Below are 18,891 nucleotides of genomic sequence, written 5' to 3' on the forward strand. Positions count from 1 at the left end.
CGCCTGCGCCATATCAGGCGGCCGCTGCGCGGCTGCCCTCACTGTGTCACTGCGCATCACGGCCGGCTACGACAGGCGTCCCTGCCTGTCTCGCCTGAAACCGCCGTCCTGGCGGTTTCGCCTATGCTACGTTCCGCCGTTCGGCGCCTTCAATGGCTTCCACACCGGTGCTCCACTCACCAAATGCGTTGTCTTTGATTGTGTCAAAACCGGTGGTTAGATTGCCCGGTGGCGATAGATTCGGGTGTTGACGTTTAGCGCGCATCTTGGGCTGCCGAGCAAGGCACCGTTGCCAGGGGCAATCGGCCACGGACGGTCGATTGAGGCGAGACAAACAGGGATGTTTGTCGTAGCCGACCCGTCCGGCGACGGGGACGCGGCGAGGGTACCCGCGCAGCGGGCAGGCCATGTTAAGCGCAGGCCGGGGTGTCGGGGCCGGGCCTTCGGCCCTGACAATTGCCGTGCGCGATTGCCGCAAAGAAACGCAGCACGATTAAGGCAATTCCCTTTACGCTGGTGGTGGCAGAGTACTGTTTCGGCAATGTTCTTTGTTGGATTAGGGGAGGGTTTCGGTCGCTATAACCCGGTCGTTTTTTGTCGCACCGTAGCCCGCGCCCGAGTTAGGAGACGTGGGCGCGTCCCCTAACGACCCGCGCCTGCGCCATATCAGGCGGCCGCTGCGCGGCTGCCCTCACTGTGTCACTGCGCATCACGGCCGGCTACGACAGGCGTCCCTGCCTGTCTCGCCTGAAACCGCCGTCCTGATGGTTTCTCCTATGCTACGTTCCGCCGTTCGGCGCCTTCAATGGCTTCCACACCGGTGCTCCACTCACCAAATGCGTTGTCTTTGATTGTGTCAAAACCGGTGGTTAGATTGCCCGGTGGCGATAGATTCGCGTGTTGACGTTTAGCGCGCATCTTGGGCTGCCGAGCAAGGCACCGTTGCCAGGGGCAATCGGCCACGGACGGTCGATTGAGGCGAGACAAACAGGGATGTTTGTCGTAGCCGACCCGTCCGGCGACGGGGACGCGGCGAGGGTACCCGCGTAGCGGGCAGGCCATGTTAAGCGCAGGCCGGGGTGTCGGGGCCGGGCCTTCGGTCCTGACAATTGCCGTGTACGATTGCCGCAAAGAAACACAGTATGATTAAGGCAATTCCCTTTACGCTGGTGGCGGCAGAGTACTGTTTTGGCAATGTTCTTTGCCCTGACCGAGAGGGTTTCGGTCGCTATAACTCGGTCGTTTTTTGTCGCACCGTAGCTCGCGCCCGAGTTAGGGGACGTGGGCGCGTCCCCTAACGACCCGCGCCTGCGCCATATCAGGCGGCCGCTGTGCGGCTGCCCTCACTGTGTCACTGCGCATCACGGCCGGCTACGACAGGCGTCCCTGCCTGTCTCGCCTGAAACCGCCGTCCTGGCGGTTTCGCCTATGCTACGTTCCGCCGTTCGGCGCCTTCAATGCTTCCACACCCGTGCTCCACTCACCACATGAATCGTCTTTGAAATTGATAAATTAGCCCATGTCAAAACCGGTGGTTAGGTTGCCCGGTGGCGATAGATTGGAGTGTTGACGTTTAGCGCGCATCTTGGCCTGCCGAGCAAGGCGCCGTTGCCAGGGGCCTTCGGCCCTGACAATTGCCGTGCGCGATTGCCGCAAAGAAACGCAGCACGATTAAGGCAATTCCCTTTACACCGATGGTGGCAAAGGGTGGTTTTATCAACATTCTGCGTGCTTCTCGGCCGCGACATTTCGCATCAAAGTACCGTTATTGGTGATAATTGGCTAACCCACTGGCCTCCAACTGGCGGATGGCCGCCGCCCAGTGTTTTTGCGTGATCTCATCCGTGCCGCTGCGAAAACGCGCCGACTGTGCCTTGACCTTTTCGATCGCGGCCGGCGGCGCGTAGTGCAAATTGTCCCGCCCACCGGCGAGCGCCGCCACCTGAATGTTGCAGGCGCGCTCCAAACCGTGCAGCTCTCGGAACGCGTGCTCGATGCTCACGCCGCCGGCCAGCAAACCGTGGTTGCGCAAAATCATCACGTTGCTGTGGCCCAGATCGTTAACCAACCGGTCCTGTTCATCCAGATCGAGCGCGACGCCTTCGTATTCGTGATAGGTAATCCGTGAATAATAAGCCAGCGCATGCTGCGACAGCGGCAACAGCCCGTCTTTTTGCGCCGATACCGCCGCGCCGTCTTTAGTGTGGGTGTGCAGCACGGCTTTCAGATCGGGCCGGGCGCGGTGTATGGCGCTGTGGATCACAAAGCCGGCCTGGTTAATGCCCAGCCCGGTGGGATCGGCAATGATATTGCCGTCCAAATCGATTTTCACTAGGTTGGAGGCGGTGATTTCACTGAACAACAGGCCGTAGGCGTTAATCAGGAAGTGCTCTTCCGCGCCCGGCACGCGCACCGAGAAATGGGTATAAATATGATCGGTCCAGTGATACAGGGCCGCCAACTGATAGGCGGCGGCCAGCTTAACGCGCACCTGCCACTCTTCCTGGCTGACGCCGTTTTTTACCTCGCCGGTATTGGCTGTAGGGATAGACACCAAAGACATAACAACTCCCGTTAACGGTGGTTTGATAAGTGTTGGCCGCGACTGGCGCTCGATTACCAATCGATCTCTTGGCCCAGTATTTTCAATATGTCCTGCCGGCGCTGAATCAGCAGCGGATCGCCCCGGTGGCGCGGATAGGCCAGCGGCACCGCAAACTGCGCCAAAATCCGGCTCGGGCGCGGCGAAAGCACGATCACCCGATCGCACAGCAGCAATGCCTCTTCGACGTCGTGCGTCACCAGCAGGCTGGTATAGCCTTGGCTCTGCCAGAGGTTAATCAATTCGCGCTGCATACTGATGCGGGTCAGCGAGTCCAGTTTGCCCAAGGGCTCATCCAGCAACAGCAGGCGCGGCTCGTTGAGCAGAGCGCGTGCCAGCGCGGCGCGTTGGGCCATCCCGCCGGAAAGCTGTTTGGGGTAGGCGTTGGCGAACTCGTTCAGGCCAATGCGGCTGATCAGGCCGTCGGCCTTTTGCTCCTGGCCGTTCAGCCCCTGCGCCTGCGGCCCGAGCAGCACGTTCTGCCGCACCGTTCGCCACGGGTAAAGCGTGGGATCCTGGAAAACCAGAATGCGCTCGGGGCTGGGGGCGCCGAGCGGCTGACCGTCGGCCAGCAGGTGGCCGGTTTGCAGCGGCTCCAGCCCGGCCAGCAGGCGCAGCAGGGTGGACTTGCCGCAGCCGGACGGGCCCAGCAGCGCGACGCTTTCGCCGGCGGCAATGCTTAGGCTGATGTTGTCCAGCACGGCAATTTCCCGTTTCCCCAGGGTGAAGCTGTGGCTAACGTTCTGCACGTCTATCGTTGTGCCCGTGGCGTTGATCCGCGCCTGGGCGGCTTGGGCTACCATTTCATCACTCCTTTTTGCCAACTGAGCAGGCGATCGCGCACGAAAAACAGCAGGCTGATCAGCCCCGAGCACAAAAAGGCCATCACGATCAGCGCCGCGTACATATTCGGGTAGGCGGCCCAGCCCTGCGCCCACTGCAAATAAAAGCCGATGCCGGCCTTCACCCCGACCATCTCCGCCACGATCAGCACCGAGAAAGAGGCGCCCAGCCCCATAAACAAACCGACGAAGACGTTCGGCAGGGCGGCGGGGATCGCCACGTGGAAAATCAAAAAGCGCTGGCTGGCGCCCAGGGTGCGCGCCACGTCGTAATAGGCTTTGTCGATGTTGGCGACGCCCGACCAGGTGAGGACGGTAACCGGGAACCAGGTCGCCAGGGCGATCAAAAACACGCTGGCGCCGAAGCTGCTGGGGAAGATAAACAGGCACAGCGGCAGCAACGCGGTTGAAGGCACTGGCCCCAGAATGCGCAGTATCGGATGCACCCAATAGCCGATGCGCTGCGACCAGCCGATCGACACGCCGCTGATAAAGCCGACCAGCGTGCCGATCGCCACCCCCAGCAGCAATAACGATAACGAGTGGTACAGGCTGTTTAGCAGGCGCGGCCAATCGGTGAGATACACCTCAATCAGCGCCTGCGGCGGGGCGAAGAACGGCAGCGGCAGCGCGCCGGTTTTCACCGTGAGCAACTCCCACAGGCTGAAAAACAGCGGCAGGGCGATCAGCCATTGCCCGGCGCGCTGCAGGCGTTGCCCACGGCCTTGCCACTGCCGGTAGCTGAGCGCCAGCGCCAACAGCGCCACGCCCAGCGCCAGTTGCAGCCCAGCCCAGGCCTGGCTGTATGGCCATTGGCGGTTGACGTTGGGCCAGTAGGTGGTGATAAGCCCGGCGGCCAGCCAGGCCGCCGCCGCCAGCAGGCCGGTGAGCCAGATCCGCTGGCCGGCGATTTTTTCGCGTTTCACGGTTCGATCAAGCAAATACGTTGGCATAGATGCTCTCCGCAAATTGGTGGGCGTCGGTACTGGGCTTAATCACCTGGACCAACTGCAAATCGCTGACGTACTGCGTCAGCTCTTTAACGAAGGCTTCGCCCACCGCGTGGTGGCCGTGCGCCTGGCCGTGCAGAATACCGGCCACTTCCTTGACGTTGGTGTTCAGCGCGTGGGCCATAAAGGCATCGGCAACGCTTTCCGGGTGCTCCGCCGCGTAGCTGTGGGCATCCAGCAGCGCCTGGGTCAACGCCGCCGCCGCGGCTTTGTGTTCGCGGGCCAGCGAGCCGCTGACGCCGACCACGCAGCAGCTGAGGTTGGCGTACTCGCCGGTCATATTGCTGGCCAGCAGTTGGTATTTGCCGGTGTCCAATAAGCGGTAGCTGAACGGTTCGCTGCCGCTGATGGCGGCAATTTCCTGTTTATCCAGCGCCACGCTCAATAAATCGGCGGGATAGACCTTCCATTGCACGTCGGCGATCGGGTCCACGCCGTGGCGTTTGAGCAGGATGGCAAAAAAATTCTTGTCGGGGCCGGCCATGTCGGTCACGCCGATAGTTTGCCCTTTTAGCTTTTCCAGGCTGGTAAAAGGGGCGTTTTTGGCGGTCAGCAAATTCAGGCAGCCGCCGTGGGTGCCGGCGGTGAGCTTCACGTCAAAACCCTGTTCCAGCGCTTTCAGCCAGCGCAGGGCCATACCGATGCCCGCATCGGCCTTGCCGGTGGCGATCGCTTCCAGCAGCAGATCGGTCGAGTTGCCGAAGTTGACGAACTCAACGTCCAAATTGTATTTGCTGAAGAAGTGCTGCTGCTCCGCCACCGTAACGGGGGCAATACACACCGCGCTCTGATTGATGGCGAGCTTCAACTTGTAAGGAGCCGGCAGGCGCAGCGCGTTGCCGTCTTCCTGATGCATGGCCGCCATATCATGGGCGAACAGCTTCGGCGAGATGCCGGCTAACACCGGTGCCGCCAGCAGGCTGCCGCCCAGGCTGAGGAATCTGCGGCGTGAATACTGGGCAATGTGTTTCATGGCTGACCTTCCTGTTGTGTTTGCGCCAGCGGCGGTACGCTAAAGCCGTTATCAAAGGTGTGGGTAACGTCAAGCGGTTGCCGGATCAGCCCGTTAGCCTGATAAAAATCGGCGGTGGCCTGCTGTTGGCGCACGGTTTGATCGTCAATCTGTTGCCAGCGCAGTTGGCGGCTGGCGAACTGCTCGCGTGCGATATCGGGTGGGAACTTAATGATTTGCCCCAGCGTTTTGCCGTAGCTGTCGAGATTGGCATAGGCCCAGCGCTCCGCCTTTGCCAGGCGGTTGAGATAATCCTGCAGCGCCTGGCGTTTGGCGCTATCGCTGAGCGTGGCATCGGTGGCCGCCAGGAAGGTATTCCCCGGCAGCAGGCCGGTGCCGCTGACCAGCACATGCCCTTGCCCGGTTTTAACCAGTTGAGTGGTGTAAGGCTCCCAGGTGGCCCAGGCGTCGACCGAGCCGCTGAGCAGCGCCACCTTGGCGTCCACCGGCCCTAAAAAGACCCACTGCACGTCGGCGGCGGACAGGCCGGCCTGTTGCAGCGCCTTCAGCGCCACAAAGTGGCCGATCGAACCTTTGCCGGTGGCGATGCGCTTGCCTTTCAGATCCTGGCCGCTTTTCAGCGGCGAGTTCTCGCCCACCAGTACCGCGGTGCCCGCCGGGTTGCTTTTATCCACCGCGACCGCTTTAACCGGCGTACCCTGCGCAAGGGCAAACAGTAACGGCGCATCGCCGATAATGCCGACGTCGACCGCGCCGGCGTTCAGTGCTTCGGCAAGCGGGGCGGCGGCGGGGAACTCGGCCCATTTGATATCGTAAGGCAGGTTGGTGAGTTCGTTGGCCGCTTCCATTTGTGAACGCATACCGCCTTTTTGATCGGCGATATGCAAGGTAATACGCGCGTCGGCGGCCAGCGCCTGGCCAGCCAGGCCAATAAGCAGTAAAGCACCCAGAGTCTGTTTAATACGCAACATGTTCATCATTTCCTTTGGTCTAAAGCGGTGTTGCCAAAGCCCGTGCTCTGCGTCAGCGGGCGGTTCATACGGGTATGCCGCCGCCTAATGCCGCTTTGCCGGCGTTAATCCACGCGCTGTCGTTTTGCGGGGTATGCACCCGGCCGCACAGCACATTGCGGTAGTGGCGTTCCAATGGGTTGTGGCGCGTCAGGCCATGGTTGCCGGTCAGCGCCAGCGCTTTTTCCACCGCATTTACCGCGTTTTCGGTGATAGTGACTTTCGCCAGGTTGGCCTGTTCGGTAGTGAATGCCTGCGCCGCCGCCTGGCGCAGCAGGCTTTGGTTGACCAGCAGCAGGCCATCGATTTGCCCGATGTTTTCCTGCACGCGCGGCAGGCTGGCTAACGGCGCGCCCAGGCTGGCCGGCACGCGCTGTTGCAGCCAGGCGATCAGCCAGCGGCGCGCCGCCTGCGCAATGCCGTCATAGATGGCCGGCAGCAGGGCTGTGTGGGCATTGGCGGCGGCCTGGATCTGCGCCGTATCCGGCGCCGGCGGCCGCTCGGCCGGGTAAGTTCCCACCGCATGGCTCAACGGCACCGCCACGTTGTGCAGTATCACCTCGTGGCTGCCGGTGGCGCGCATTCCCAGGTGATCCCAACTGTGTTTAATCGTGATGCCCGGGCTATTGCGCGGCACCAGCCAGGTGCCCACCTGCGGATTGGCGTCATCGCTGCGCGCCCAGATCGCCAGCCAGCTTAGGCCCTCAATCCCGGTGGTATAGAGTTTGTGGCCGTTGAGCAGCCAGCCTGCCGGCGTGCGCGCCGCCACGGTGTGGGGCAGGCCGCCGCGCGCCGGGGAGCCTAACTCTGGCTCCACCCGCAGGCTGTTGATCAGCGCCCCGTGCTGCACCGCGCTTTGGCTGATGGTGCAGCGCAATGCCTCCGGCCAGTCGGGGTTGGCAGCCAGGCGCAGGTGGTGCAGGTACTGCATGCAAACGATCAGCGCCGTGGACGGTTCGCCCTGTGCGATGGCGCTGATAACCTGCTGAAGGGTGGCTAGGCTGGCTTCGGCGCCGCCGTAACGCTGCCCGCAGGCCAGCCCCAGCAGGCCATGCGCCTGCAGCCAGGCCAGATTGGCGTGTGGGAACTCGCCGCTGCGATCCAGCGCCGCGGCCTGCTGCGCCAGTTGCGCGGTAATCTGCGCCAGCGGCGGCTGAATGTGCCGTTGGCGTGCCGGTGGGCGGGTAGACCAGACAGAGCTCATGCGGGGTGCCTCTTCCGTTGGCCTTCAGGCGCTTTGCCTGGCGGCGCGCTGGGCGATTTTGGCTCGGGCGATCGGCAGCAGTTCTTTGCCGTATTCCTGGGCGTCGTTGAGCGGATCGAAACCGCGGATCAGGAAGTTGCGCACCCCCAGATCGTAGTAATCGAGCAGGGCGTCGGCCACTTGCTCCGGGGTGCCCACCAGCGCAGTGGAATTGTGCCCGCCGCCGAACAGCCTGGCGATGCCAGTCCACAGGCGTTTATCCACCACTTCGCCCTGCGCCACGGTTTTCAGCAGGCGTTGAGCGCCCACGCTGTTGGGTTTGTTCTTATAGCCCACGCCGGTTTTTTCGGCATGTTCGGTGGCGACATGCAGGATCTCTTTAGCCTTTTCCCAGGCCTGCGTTTCGGTGGCGGCGATAATCGGCCGGAATGACACGCTGAAATCGATTTGGCGCTGGTGTTTGGCCGCTTCAGCCCGCACGCGCTGGATGGTTTCCTGGGTTTGCGCCAGCGATTCGCCCCACAGGGCAAACACGTCGGCGTGCTTGCCAGCCACGGCGATCGCCGCGTCTGACGAGCCGCCGAAAAAGATCGGGATATGGGGTTTTTGCAGCGGTTTTATCGCCGAAAAGGCCTGTTCGACCTGATAGAAATCGTTATGGGCATCGAACGGCCGTTCCTCGGTCCAGACCTGGCGCACAATGTCTAAAAACGCGTCGGTGCGAGCATAGCGCTGATCGTGATCGAGGTAGTCGCCGTCTCGGCGTTGCTCTGCGTCGTTGCCGCCGCTAATGATATGCACCGCCAGGCGGCCGCCCAGCAGGTGCTCCAGGGTGGCGAATTTGCGCGCCGCCAGGGTCGGCGCGACGAAGCCCGGCCGGTGCGCCAGTAAAAAGTTGATTTTCTGCGTGGAAAGCCCGGCCAACGCCGTGACCAGAAAGCCGTCGGGTTGATCGGACCAATGGCCGACCAGCAGCCGGTCAAAACCGGCGGCCTCGTGGGTTTGCGCAAAGCGCACAATGTAGTCGCGGTCAAATATCGGGCCTGCCGGGGGGATGATTTCCGAAGACAGACGGTGGCCGATCATGCCTAAAAATTGGACGCTCATTAGAACTCCTTGCCAGGACGCGTGATAGGGGTTGGCTGCCGGCCAAATGTTTGGCGATAAGCAGCGTGGTTTTTATACCCTATACGCGATGTTCTAATGATTTAAATGCATTTTTATCATATCTTAATATGCATAAAGTTAATTATGATAATAATTCATTATTTTTCATCGAATTAACTACGCAGTTCTTGCACGATCCTCTCGGCAAAAAAGGTGGTGGGGCGTTGCAGGTTGCCCAGCCCCGGGCTGCTGACCTGCCACAGTTGCACCTTCGGCTGGAAATCAGCCAGCTCAACAATAGCGATATCGTCCCGGTGCGGGCTGTGGGTTAACGCGGCTCTGGGCACCAGCCCAAGCCCCAGCCCTTGTGCCACCAGGCTAATTTGCAACTGGGCGCCGGCGGTTTCCACGTTGATTTTCAACCCCAGCCCCTGCGCCTGCAGGTCGCGGTTTAAGCCGGCGCGCAGGCCGCAACCGTCGGGGTTCAATACCCAGCCGAGGTGGGCGCAGCCGCTGAGGCGGGTGGCGTTGAGGTTAAGGCTTTTGCCGGCGATCACCACCACTTCCAGCGGGCACAGCGCCTTTGCCACCAGGCTGTCATCGAAGCTTTGCTGCGCTGGCCCCATGGCGAGCAGGCTGTCCAGCTCAACGTTTTCCAGGCGTTTGATCAACTGCCCGCCCCAGCCGCAGACCACCTGCGGGCGCAACTGCGGGTAATGTTCGCCCAGGGCCACCAGCGCCGGCCGCAAGGCGATTTCACTCAGGCTTTGCGGGATGCCCAGGCGCAGCGGGCCGCTCGGTTCCGCATCCTGATTAAGCAGGCTTTCCAGCCGCTTGGTTTCGCGTTTGATCGTCAGGCACTGTTCATAGACGCGGTGGCCGATGGCCGTCAGTTTAAGTGGTTTGGTTTGGCGATCCAGCAGCGTGGCGCCCAGGCTTTGTTCAAAGCTTTGCAGGCGGCGGGTCATGGCGGATTGGCTGATGCCAAGGTATTCCGCGGCCTGGTTAAGCGAAGCGAATTGCACCACCGCCAGCAGTGCGTCAATGTCGTCTGTACGCATGGAAACTCTCTTTATGTGTATTTTGCATTTTAGTTTATTACAAAAATGCATTTAAATAATAAAAAGTTCTTTGTTAGCGTGATAGGCACTGCTTCAGACAGGAAAGCCCTATGACAACGCCATTACGCTTAGACCGTTTACGCGGGTTCATTGAACAATTGGCCCAACTGCATCAACAGCCGCTGGGCGATGCGGCGCGGCTGGAACAGGCGGCGCAGTTGCTGGCCAAACTGGTCAAACAGGATGACTGGCTGGCCGAAGAATACGCCCGCCCACATCCTAAACATTATCAGCAGTACCTGCTGCACGTTGATTCCGCCCAGCGCTTTTCCATCGTCAGCTTCGTTTGGGGGCCGGGGCAGGTCACGCCGATCCATGACCACCGCGTGTGGGGGCTGATTGGCATGCTGCGCGGCGCTGAAACCAACCAACGTTATGTGCTCGACGGCCAGGGCGTGCCCCAGCCCGAAGGCGGCGCCGAGCGGTTAACCGCCGGGCAGGTGGCGAAACTGTCCGAACAAGACGGCGATATTCACCAGGTCAGCAATGCGTTTAACGATCGCGTGTCGATCAGCATTCATGTGTATGGCGGCAATATCGGCGCCGTTAAGCGTGCGGTGTATGGCGAAAGCGGCGCGGTGAAGCCTTTTATCTCCGGTTACTCCAACACTCAACTGCCTAATATTTGGGATCTTTCTAAGGAAGTGTAAGTATGCCTGCCTTTGTTTACCGTGATTTTTCCACCCTGCGCGCCGCGTTGTTGTCCCGCCAGGAGTTGGCGCTGATCGATGTGCGTGAAGAAGCCGAATTTGCTGAAAGCCACCCGCTGTTTGCCGTGAATATCCCGCTGAGCAAGCTGGAGCTGGAAGCCTACCGGCGTATTCCGCGCCGCAGCACCCCCATTACCGTCTATGACAACGGCGACGGACGGGCCGAACAGGCGGCAAGGCGGCTGCAGCAGTTCGGCTATGGTGATGTTGCCCTGCTGGCCGGCGGCCTGGCGGGCTGGCAAGCCGGTGGCGGCGAGCTTTTCCAGGACGTGAACACGCCAAGCAAGGCCTTTGGTGAACTGGTGGAAAGCCGCAGGCACACGCCATCGCTGACTGCGCAGCAGGTTAAGGCCCTGATCGATCAGCATGCCGATATGGTGATCGTTGATGCGCGCCGTTTTGATGAATACCAAACCATGAGTATCCCCACCAGCACCAGCGTGCCGGGGGCGGAGCTGGTGCTGAGGATCAAGGCGCTGGCGCCGGATCCCAACACGCAGGTGATTGTTAACTGCGCCGGGCGCACGCGCAGCATTATCGGTACCCAGTCGTTAATCAACGCTGGCATCAGCAACCCGGTGGCGGCGCTGCGCAACGGTACGATCGGCTGGGGGCTGGCGGGGTTTGCGTTAGAAAGCCAGCAGCAGCGCCGCTACCCGAACGGCGCGGAGAATCTGGCGCAGGCGCAGCAACAGGCGCGTCGGGTGGCGGACGCGGCCGGTGTCCGGCGCATTGACCGCGAGACGCTTGGGCTGTGGCGGCAGGATGCGGCGCGCACCACCTATCTGTTCGATGTGCGCAGCCCCGAGGAGTATCGCGCCGGGCATCTGCCGGGCAGTTACAGCGCGCCCGGTGGGCAACTGGTGCAGGAAACGGATCACTATGCCAGCGTGCTCGGTGCCCGCGTGGCGCTGGTGGATGATGACGGTGTGCGCGCCAACATGAGCGCCTCCTGGCTGGCGCAGATGGGCTGGGAGGCGGCGGTAGTGGACGGGCTGACCGCCGCCGACCTTACCGAGCCGGGCGATCCGGCGGCGCAGCTACCGCCGCCGCCGCCGGCGGATGAAATCACCCCGGCGCAGTTGGCCGCCCTGTTAGAGCAGGAAGGCACGGTGCTGTTGGATTTCACCACCAGCGCCAATTACGTTGCGCGCCATATTCCTGGTGCGCATTGGGTTATCCGCTCGCAGCTGCCGTTGGCGTTGGAAAACCTGCCGCCGGCCAAACGCTATGTTCTGACCTGCGGTAGCAGCCTGCTGGCGCGCTATGCCGTGCCGGAAGTGGCCACGCTGACCGGCAAGCCGGTGCAACTGCTTGCCGGCGGCACCCTGGCGTGGATCGCCGAAAACCGGCCGTTGGCAAAGGGCGAAGGGCAGTTGGCCGCGCCGCGTATCGACCGTTATCGCCGCCCGTACGAAGGCACGGACAATCCGCGTGAAGCGATGCAAGCCTATCTGGACTGGGAGTTTGGGCTGGTGGAACAGCTGGCGCGTGATGCAACCCATGGCTTTACCGTGCTCTGAATCACCAGACGATACGCATAACCATCACCGGCAAAGAGGAAAAGTATGGCGCAGTTTTCTGTTTTACTTAGGGCCGTGGGGCTGAGCGCCACGTTATTGACGGCATCGCTGGCGCAGGGGGCGATCGGCGACGCCAAACTGGTGCTGGGGGATCAGGCCCGCGGATTACGCAGTTTGGTCGAGGCCGCAGGCGTGATGAAAGATGCGCCTTATCAGTATCAATGGGCCAATTTCCAGGGGGCGGCGCCGTTGTTTGAAGCGCAGCGCGCAGATGCCGTGGATACCTCCTATGCCGGGGATTTGCCGGTATTGATGGCGGCGGCGGGCGGGGTGGATTTTAAGCTGATTCAGACCAACGTCGGCTATGGTCAGTCTAACGGGATTATTGTGCCGAAGGATTCACCGTTGCACAGCGTTCAGCAGTTGAAAGGGCAAACGGTGGTGGTTTCCTCGGCGCGTGGCAGCATCTCGCAAAACTTGCTGTACGCGGCGTTGCAGGAAGCCGGGCTGCAGCGGGAAGATGTGCAGATTCAGTTCGTGATGCCCACCGACGCCAGCGCGGCATTCAGCACCGGCAAAGTGGCGGCCTGGGCGGTTTTTGATCCCTATTTGGGCGTTGCGGAGCAAAGCGGTGCGCGCCTGCTGCGTGATGGCCAGGGGTTAACCCCGTCGCTCGGTTTTTTGACCGCCACTACGCGCTCGTTGGCCGATCCGGACAAGCGGGCGGCCATCAAAGACTTCGCCGAGCGCGTCGCCAAGGCGCGGCAGTGGGCGATCGATCACCCGGCGGAATACGCCAAAGTTTACGCCCAACTGACGCGTTTACCGCTGGAAACCGCCAGGCACATTGCGGATCGCACGTCAAAGGGCGCGCACAGCGTTAATCAGCAGGACATTAATGTGCTGCAGCCGGTGGCCGATCTGTTTTATCAGTTAAAGATTTTGCCGAACCACGTGGATGTTAGTCAGTTGATCGACCAGGAATTTACGCCGGTGAAGTAAATAGCGCACCGGTCGCGGGCTGGGGTGGAACAGGAAACGCCCGTGTTGTAGCGACCGGAATAATCGCTTTATCACCTTTATTATGCCGGCCGAAATGTATTGAATAGCGAGATCTTCTTTTTTTTCTTCTCGGGTTTATTAATAACATGCTTTTACGGATTTGGATGTGAGAATAAAAACTGCATATAGAAATAGCTAACAGAAGAATTGCGATTGTCATCATGAACATATTATTACCTATAATATTGGTATGTGTTTTTTAAATAAAATAAACCCAAAGTAATTCGAACCGCTGCTAAAAAACGCGTTTGCATTTTTGGACAGCGTTAGCGCTGGCCTCGTAGGGGGAGGCCGTATGGCCGAATCACGCGGCAATGCAGCGGCGCGGCCCAAAGATGGGCCGATTAATAAAACCAATACACCTGAAATGTAAAATCTGTTGGCTATAAAATGCCTAAAATCCTCTGCTCCTAAAGCCAGGTTATTTTTAATGTTCTATGACTACTTGGTTTTAGCCTATCGTGCTATGGTAACGAATGTTTATAATATGTTAATAGGTCGGTGGGCATATTTTCCTCTTTTCGGCGCAGCCTGCACCATTACTCGGCCCATCAATAGTAAGCACAACGAATGGCCGGAAAAATGTCTGCTGGCCTCATTGCTTGTCTGTCATCGTCAGAATAAGAAAATTCTCATTTCCCTCTTTTCCCCGCAGAGCTTTTGTGTAAATTTCTTATTTTGGCCGCGGCCTTGGTCTTTTATCAGAACGTATCCGTAAAGAGATATTATGAGCCAACCTTTCATTAAGCCTAATAACACACGTTTTTTGCCGCGCTCTGGCCGGCTGTACCAGCTGCAGACTATTGATGCGCAGGGCATCGAACCGGAACAGCGGTTCGAGATCCTGACTGGCAAGCTCAAGCCCTGTGGAATCGATGTTGCTAACAATCGGCGGCCGGAAGCTATCATCGCTTTGCACCATACCATTTCGGGCGTTCATGGGGATTTCTGTTCCACGTCGGGTTCTGTGCACCACAGCCGGTTTGATCCACATCAGGCTTATGCCGGCAGCTTGTTTATTTCATTATTCCTGCAAGGCAGCGTAAAGCTAACAGGGAGAAAAGTAACAGAAAATAAAGATATTTTCGCAGGTTCGCTGGCTTTGGCGCTATACGAAAGAAACAGGCCGATTATCTACGATAGCAATAACGTTAAGCAGCTCTACCTTATTCTGCCGTATATGCAAGCGCGCGCGGCGTTTGGCGGTGGCCTTGACGAACTGATATTGCCGCTTGATGTCCATCCTTTGGCGCCATTTATTCGCTCCCAGATGCTGTTGCTGGACGCACATGCAGCACGCTTGGCCACCAAGGCCATCGCCAGCATTCTGGATGGGTTGCACAGTATGGCAATATTAATGCTGGCGGATATTGGAAAGCAACGTGGAAATTACACCGATAAGACCAAGACTTTTATTTATATTGCGGCGAAAAGTTATATTGAGCAGCATTACGCGCGTATGGATTTAACGCCGGATATTATCGCACAGGCGTTACATTGCTCACGTTCCAGCCTGGACCGGGCTTGTCTGGAACAACGTACGTCGGTAATGAAGCTGCTGCATGAGGTGCGCCTGAATGCGGTCAGGCACAAACTGGAAAACAGCGCTGAGGAGCGCATTGAGACAATTGCTTATCAGTGCGGTTTCAGTAACCCCAGCGTATTAAGCAAGCTGTATAAATTGCGCTTTGGCTTATCACCAAAAGCCTGGCGCGAAGAATATATAACGCCCATTCCGGCGCGCGCCAATAGCGAACGCTATGCATTGCTGCATTCGCGCTCGGGTTTGATTCAGCAGCGCGGCGGGTCATAGTAATGTGTTGATCCACATCCACAGCGGCAGCGTCGCCATCGACAGTAGCGTCGTCAGGCAAATGGCCGAACTGGTTATCTGGCTGTCTTGCTGCGATCGCGAGAACCCCAGCACGTTGACGCCGGAGGGGTTGGCGGCCATCAGCACCAGCACCCCGCGCGGCAGGCCGCTGATGCCCAACAGCATACATACCAGCAGGACCAGCAACGGCATGGCGGCCAGCTTGGCGGCGGTGATGCCGACCACATAGGCGTTGGGGCGCAGCCGATAGCCGGAGAGATTGGCGCCGAGGACGATCAGCGCGCAGGGCAACGCCGCCTGCGCCAGCCAGGTCGCCAGTTTCATACTCCAGCCTGGCAGCACCAGGCCGGACAAATTAACCACCGTCCCCAACAGCAGCCCAACGATCATCGGGTTGGCGAGGCTGGCGATCAGTACCGCGGGTTTAAAGGGCTCGCTGCCGGCGAGGCAGCTATACAGGCTTTGAAAGCTGAACAGCAGCAGACTGTGGACGGCCAGTACGGTAAACAGCAACACCAGCCCGGCGTTGCCATACAGCCCGGCCACCATGGCCAGGCCGATCAGGGCATTGTTGGAAAAAGAGGCCGTCAGGCCGAACGGGGTCGGGTGGCCCAGGCTGCGATGGGTGAACAGATTGACCACGGCGAAAATAAACAGCGCGGGCACAAAGTAGGCCGCCAGGATCCTGGTGTCCAGGCCGTCGTGCAGCGGCGCATTAACCATCCCGGTGAACAGAACCATCGGCATAAACAGTTTAAAGGCCAGGCTAGCCAACGCTTGGTTGGCATGGGTATCCAGCGCCCCGCGGCGAGCAAGAATATATCCCAGAATGATCAGCAGAAAAACGGGCAGAATGGTTTGCGACACGCTCACAGTAACAGGCTCCGATAAAACACTGGCGAACGCTATTATTACCGGAGCCTCTCGCCGCTGTCAGCGCAATTTTCTCTGTGTTATCCCCCCTGGCATACTAATTGCTAACACCCTATAACCTGGTGTTAAGCGTATCTGGTGGTGCGCCCGCCGTTTATTCCTGGGAGGTGAAATCGAATGCAGTTGCTTAATCTGCGTCAGATTGAGGTATTTCGCGCGGTCATGATCACCGGTTCGATCAACGGCGCCGCGCAACTTCTGTATGTATCGCAGCCCGCGGTCAGCCGCATGCTGTCCCACACCGAGGCGCGTATTGGCTTCCAATTGTTCGAGCGGGTTAAGGGGCGGCTATATCCTTCGCCGGAGGCGCGCTGCCTGTTTAATGACGTTGAGTCGGTGTATCGCGATATCCAGCGCGTCAATACCACGCTGCACAATCTGGTGCAGCAGCGCCACGGCGTGCTGCGCATCGCCAGTAGCCCCAGTCTGGGGCATCAATTGGTGCCGGACGCCATCGGTGCTTTCCGGCAGTGCAATGACGAGATCCTCGTCAGCCTGGAGTGCCTGCGGCATATGCTGTTGCGCGAGCGGTTGCTTGAGCAGCAGGCAGATCTCGGCATTTCGCTGTTCCCGATTGATCACCCCAATTTGCGCGTCGTTCCGCTGAGCTATATCCGGGTGAGGGTGGTGTGCCCGGCGGGCCATCCGATTACGCAAGTCCCGGCCAACGAATTGCCTGCTGCGTTGGCGGAGATGCCGTTTATCGGTTATTCCGCCGATACGCCGTTCCACCACTTTATGAAACAGGTTTTCGAACGGGTGGGTTTGCCTTACCGGCCGAGCATTGATGTGGACTCCCCGCACCACGCCTGTGCGCTGGTGAAAAACGGCACCGGCTTTTCGGTGGTTGATGAGATTTCCTTCCAGGCATCGGGTTCCGAGCGTATGGCTGTCCTGCCGATACTTAATGAAGAACGCCTGACCATCAGCCTGGTGCACCTGCGCAATGAACCGTTGGCGCAATTTGCACAGGTGTTTGTCGAGCATCTGCGCAGCGTGTTGGCCGAGAGCGGTTTTAACCTGTTCAACATGGATTAACTTCATGTTAAGCCAGCGCGACATATTGGTATACGACATGCGGCGCTGAACTTCCCACAATGGCCCTATGCAATGCAAAAGGGTTGCCGACACCGGGTCGGCCTTGTGGAGGAAGCGTGCATGCGCGAAATCGTAATTGGCGGTGCTCAGTTGGGCGCGATCCAGAAAAGCGACTCGAGAGAGAGTGTGGTCCAGCGGATGCTGGCGTTGCTGGAACAGGCGCGGCGGCAAGGGTGCGAACTGGTGGTGTTCCCTGAGCTGGCCCTGACGACGTTTTTTCCTCGTTGGTATATGGACGATCAGCGTGAAGTCGACAGCTGGTTTGAGCGCGAAATGCCGAATGACGTCACGCGGCCATTATTTGATTTTTCCCGTGAGCACGGCATCGCCATCACCTTTGGTTACGCCGAGCTGACCCCCGATGGTCACCATTACAACACTTCAATCGTTACCGATCGCCAGGGCAATATCGTCGGCAAATACCGCAAAGTGCACCTGCCAGGGCATGTCGAGTTCGATCCCCATCGTGATTTTCAGCATTTGGAAAAGCGCTATTTCGAACCGGGTGATATTGGTTTCCCAACCTGGGAAAACCTGGGGGCGGTGATGGGTATGTGCATCTGTAACGATCGCCGCTGGCCAGAAACCTATCGGGTCATGGGCTTGCAGGGGGTGGAGTTGATCACGCTGGGCTACAACACCCCTTCGGTCAATTCATTGCAACGCGGCGAAGGCGAAACGCAACGGCTGTTCCATTCCGAGCTCTGCATGCAGGCCGGCGCTTACCAGAATGCCACTTGGGTGGTCGGGGTTGCGAAGGCCGGCGTAGAGGATGGTTTTCCGCTAATGGGGGGCAGCGTGATTGTCGATCCCAACGGGTTTGTGGTGGCCAGAGCGAATGGGCAGGGCGATGAGCTGATTACCCACCGCTGCGATATGGATCTGTGCCAGTTTGGCAAAAGCACCATCTTCGACTTTGCCCGCCACCGGCGCATCGAACACTACGGCATTATCACCCGCCAGACCGGCGTTGAGCGCCCGTAACCCGGAGATATCGCGTTATGCGTACCTTATACCTGAACGGTGAATTCATTGCTGAAAACGAAGCGAAGATTTCGGTTTTTGACCGTGGCTTCACCTTTGCCGATGCCATTTATGAGGTCACCGCCGTACTGCAAGGCAAGCTGCTGGATATTGAGTTGCACCTGGCCCGCCTGCGGCGCTCGCTGGATGACATGGCGCTGACGTTGGCGCTGGATAACGATGCGTTATTGGCTATCCATCAGGCGTTGATCGCCCGTAACCAACTGCAGGAGGGGCTGATCTACCTGCAGGTGAGCCGCGGCGTTGAAGACCGTAACTTTGCTTTTCCGCCGGCCGGCACGCCGCCGACGCTGGTGCTCTACACCCAGGCCAAAAATATCCTCGCCAGCCCGCTGGCCGAGCAGGGCATGAACATTATCAGCCTGCCGGACTTACGCTGGGGGCGTTGCGACATTAAAACAACGCAGCTGCTGTACGCCTGCCTGGCGAAAGAGCAGGCCAGGCAACGCGGCGCGGATGATGCCTGGTTGGTGAAAGACGGTTTGATCACCGAAGGCACGTCTAACAATGCGTTTATTGTCAGCCGTGATGGCGCAGTGATCACGCGTGAGCTGTCGCATGTTCTGCTGCCCGGCATTACCCGCGGTACCCTGATTGCGCTGCTTAATCAACAGGGTTTGCGTCTTGAAACGCGGGCCTACACGTTGGATGAAGCAAAAGGCGCCGCAGAAGCCTTTATTACTTCCTCCACCTCATTTATCTACCCGGTGGTGAGTATCGACGGCCAGCCTGTCGGCGACGGTAAGCCTGGCCCAGTGACCCGGCGTTTACGCCAGCTTTATATCGATCGTGCGTTGGCGCTAACCAGCTGACGGCGG

General features: G+C 59.3%; 16 protein-coding genes. 7 read left to right on the forward strand and 9 right to left on the reverse strand.

All coding sequences use genetic code 11. The features are described 5' to 3' along the window. Nucleotides 1–1,765: 1,765 nt before the first annotated feature. The 8 genes from ACN28Q_RS21720 to ACN28Q_RS21755 form a co-directional block, all read right to left on the reverse strand. Nucleotides 1,766–2,563 carry a class II aldolase/adducin family protein gene (locus ACN28Q_RS21720; protein WP_095848242.1) on the reverse strand — a complete coding sequence of 266 codons (798 nt, stop codon included), beginning with the start codon at nucleotides 2,561–2,563 and terminating at the stop codon, nucleotides 1,766–1,768. 53 nt (nucleotides 2,564–2,616) lie between these two features. Further along, nucleotides 2,617–3,405 carry an ABC transporter ATP-binding protein gene (locus tag ACN28Q_RS21725; RefSeq protein ID WP_095848243.1) on the reverse strand — a complete coding sequence of 263 codons (789 nt, stop codon included), beginning with the start codon at nucleotides 3,403–3,405 and terminating at the stop codon, nucleotides 2,617–2,619. Then, on the reverse strand, nucleotides 3,399–4,397 hold the full coding sequence (locus tag ACN28Q_RS21730) for an ABC transporter permease (RefSeq protein WP_095848244.1): 999 nt from the start codon (nucleotides 4,395–4,397) through the stop codon (nucleotides 3,399–3,401). The genes ACN28Q_RS21725 and ACN28Q_RS21730 overlap by 7 nt, the downstream gene beginning before the upstream one ends. Continuing rightward, the gene (locus ACN28Q_RS21735; protein ID WP_095848245.1) at nucleotides 4,378–5,427 is read right to left on the reverse strand and encodes an ABC transporter substrate-binding protein; all 1,050 of its coding nucleotides are present in this window, start codon (nucleotides 5,425–5,427) and stop codon (nucleotides 4,378–4,380) included. Before ACN28Q_RS21735 ends, ACN28Q_RS21730 begins: the two co-directional genes overlap by 20 nt. Next, on the reverse strand, nucleotides 5,424–6,398 hold the full coding sequence (locus ACN28Q_RS21740; RefSeq protein ID WP_230469596.1) for an ABC transporter substrate-binding protein: 975 nt from the start codon (nucleotides 6,396–6,398) through the stop codon (nucleotides 5,424–5,426). Before ACN28Q_RS21740 ends, ACN28Q_RS21735 begins: the two co-directional genes overlap by 4 nt. 64 nt (nucleotides 6,399–6,462) lie before the next feature. Continuing rightward, complete coding sequence (locus ACN28Q_RS21745) at nucleotides 6,463–7,641, reverse strand: acyl-CoA dehydrogenase family protein (protein ID WP_095848247.1); 1,179 nt, start codon at nucleotides 7,639–7,641, stop codon at nucleotides 6,463–6,465. Between the two features lie 24 nt (nucleotides 7,642–7,665). Next, the gene (locus ACN28Q_RS21750; protein ID WP_095848248.1) at nucleotides 7,666–8,748 is read right to left on the reverse strand and encodes an LLM class flavin-dependent oxidoreductase; all 1,083 of its coding nucleotides are present in this window, start codon (nucleotides 8,746–8,748) and stop codon (nucleotides 7,666–7,668) included. Nucleotides 8,749–8,921: 173 nt separating this feature from the next. Continuing rightward, complete coding sequence (locus ACN28Q_RS21755) at nucleotides 8,922–9,809, reverse strand: LysR family transcriptional regulator (protein WP_095848249.1); 888 nt, start codon at nucleotides 9,807–9,809, stop codon at nucleotides 8,922–8,924. Between the two features lie 110 nt (nucleotides 9,810–9,919). On the opposite strand from ACN28Q_RS21755, the gene ACN28Q_RS21760 reads away from it, so the two are divergent. The 4 genes from ACN28Q_RS21760 to ACN28Q_RS21775 all read left to right on the forward strand — a co-directional run bounded on the left by ACN28Q_RS21760 (nucleotide 9,920) and on the right by ACN28Q_RS21775 (nucleotide 14,977). Next, nucleotides 9,920–10,519: a cysteine dioxygenase family protein gene (locus ACN28Q_RS21760; protein WP_095848250.1), complete on the forward strand. Its 600-nt coding sequence runs from the start codon at nucleotides 9,920–9,922 to the stop codon at nucleotides 10,517–10,519. Between the two features lie 2 nt (nucleotides 10,520–10,521). Continuing rightward, a complete protein-coding gene (locus ACN28Q_RS21765; RefSeq protein WP_095848251.1) occupies nucleotides 10,522–12,102 on the forward strand; it encodes a rhodanese homology domain-containing protein in 1,581 nt (526 codons plus the stop codon). Between the two features lie 45 nt (nucleotides 12,103–12,147). Then, nucleotides 12,148–13,104 carry an ABC transporter substrate-binding protein gene (locus tag ACN28Q_RS21770; RefSeq protein ID WP_230469557.1) on the forward strand — a complete coding sequence of 319 codons (957 nt, stop codon included), beginning with the start codon at nucleotides 12,148–12,150 and terminating at the stop codon, nucleotides 13,102–13,104. 787 nt (nucleotides 13,105–13,891) lie between these two features. After that, the gene (locus ACN28Q_RS21775) at nucleotides 13,892–14,977 is read left to right on the forward strand and encodes an AraC family transcriptional regulator (protein ID WP_095848252.1); all 1,086 of its coding nucleotides are present in this window, start codon (nucleotides 13,892–13,894) and stop codon (nucleotides 14,975–14,977) included. Here ACN28Q_RS21775 and ACN28Q_RS21780 read toward each other — a convergent pair. Continuing rightward, nucleotides 14,972–15,871 carry an AEC family transporter gene (locus ACN28Q_RS21780; RefSeq protein ID WP_095848253.1) on the reverse strand — a complete coding sequence of 300 codons (900 nt, stop codon included), beginning with the start codon at nucleotides 15,869–15,871 and terminating at the stop codon, nucleotides 14,972–14,974. The genes ACN28Q_RS21775 and ACN28Q_RS21780 overlap by 6 nt on opposite strands. 177 nt (nucleotides 15,872–16,048) lie before the next feature. Here ACN28Q_RS21780 and ACN28Q_RS21785 point away from each other — a divergent pair, with 177 nt between their 5' ends. From ACN28Q_RS21785 to ACN28Q_RS21795, 3 genes are all read left to right on the forward strand, one after another. Beyond that, a complete protein-coding gene (locus tag ACN28Q_RS21785; protein WP_095848254.1) occupies nucleotides 16,049–16,969 on the forward strand; it encodes a LysR family transcriptional regulator in 921 nt (306 codons plus the stop codon). Between the two features lie 120 nt (nucleotides 16,970–17,089). Further along, the gene (locus tag ACN28Q_RS21790) at nucleotides 17,090–18,013 is read left to right on the forward strand and encodes an N-carbamoyl-D-amino-acid hydrolase (RefSeq protein WP_095848255.1); all 924 of its coding nucleotides are present in this window, start codon (nucleotides 17,090–17,092) and stop codon (nucleotides 18,011–18,013) included. A 17-nt stretch (nucleotides 18,014–18,030) separates the two neighbouring features. Next, nucleotides 18,031–18,885, forward strand: a complete 855-nt coding sequence (locus ACN28Q_RS21795) for a D-amino-acid transaminase (RefSeq protein ID WP_095848256.1) — start codon at nucleotides 18,031–18,033, stop codon at nucleotides 18,883–18,885. The last annotated feature ends 6 nt before the right edge of the window (nucleotides 18,886–18,891 follow it).

The sequence above is a fragment of the Gibbsiella quercinecans genome, assembly GCF_002291425.1.
Classification (GTDB): Bacteria; Pseudomonadota; Gammaproteobacteria; order Enterobacterales; family Enterobacteriaceae; genus Gibbsiella; species Gibbsiella quercinecans.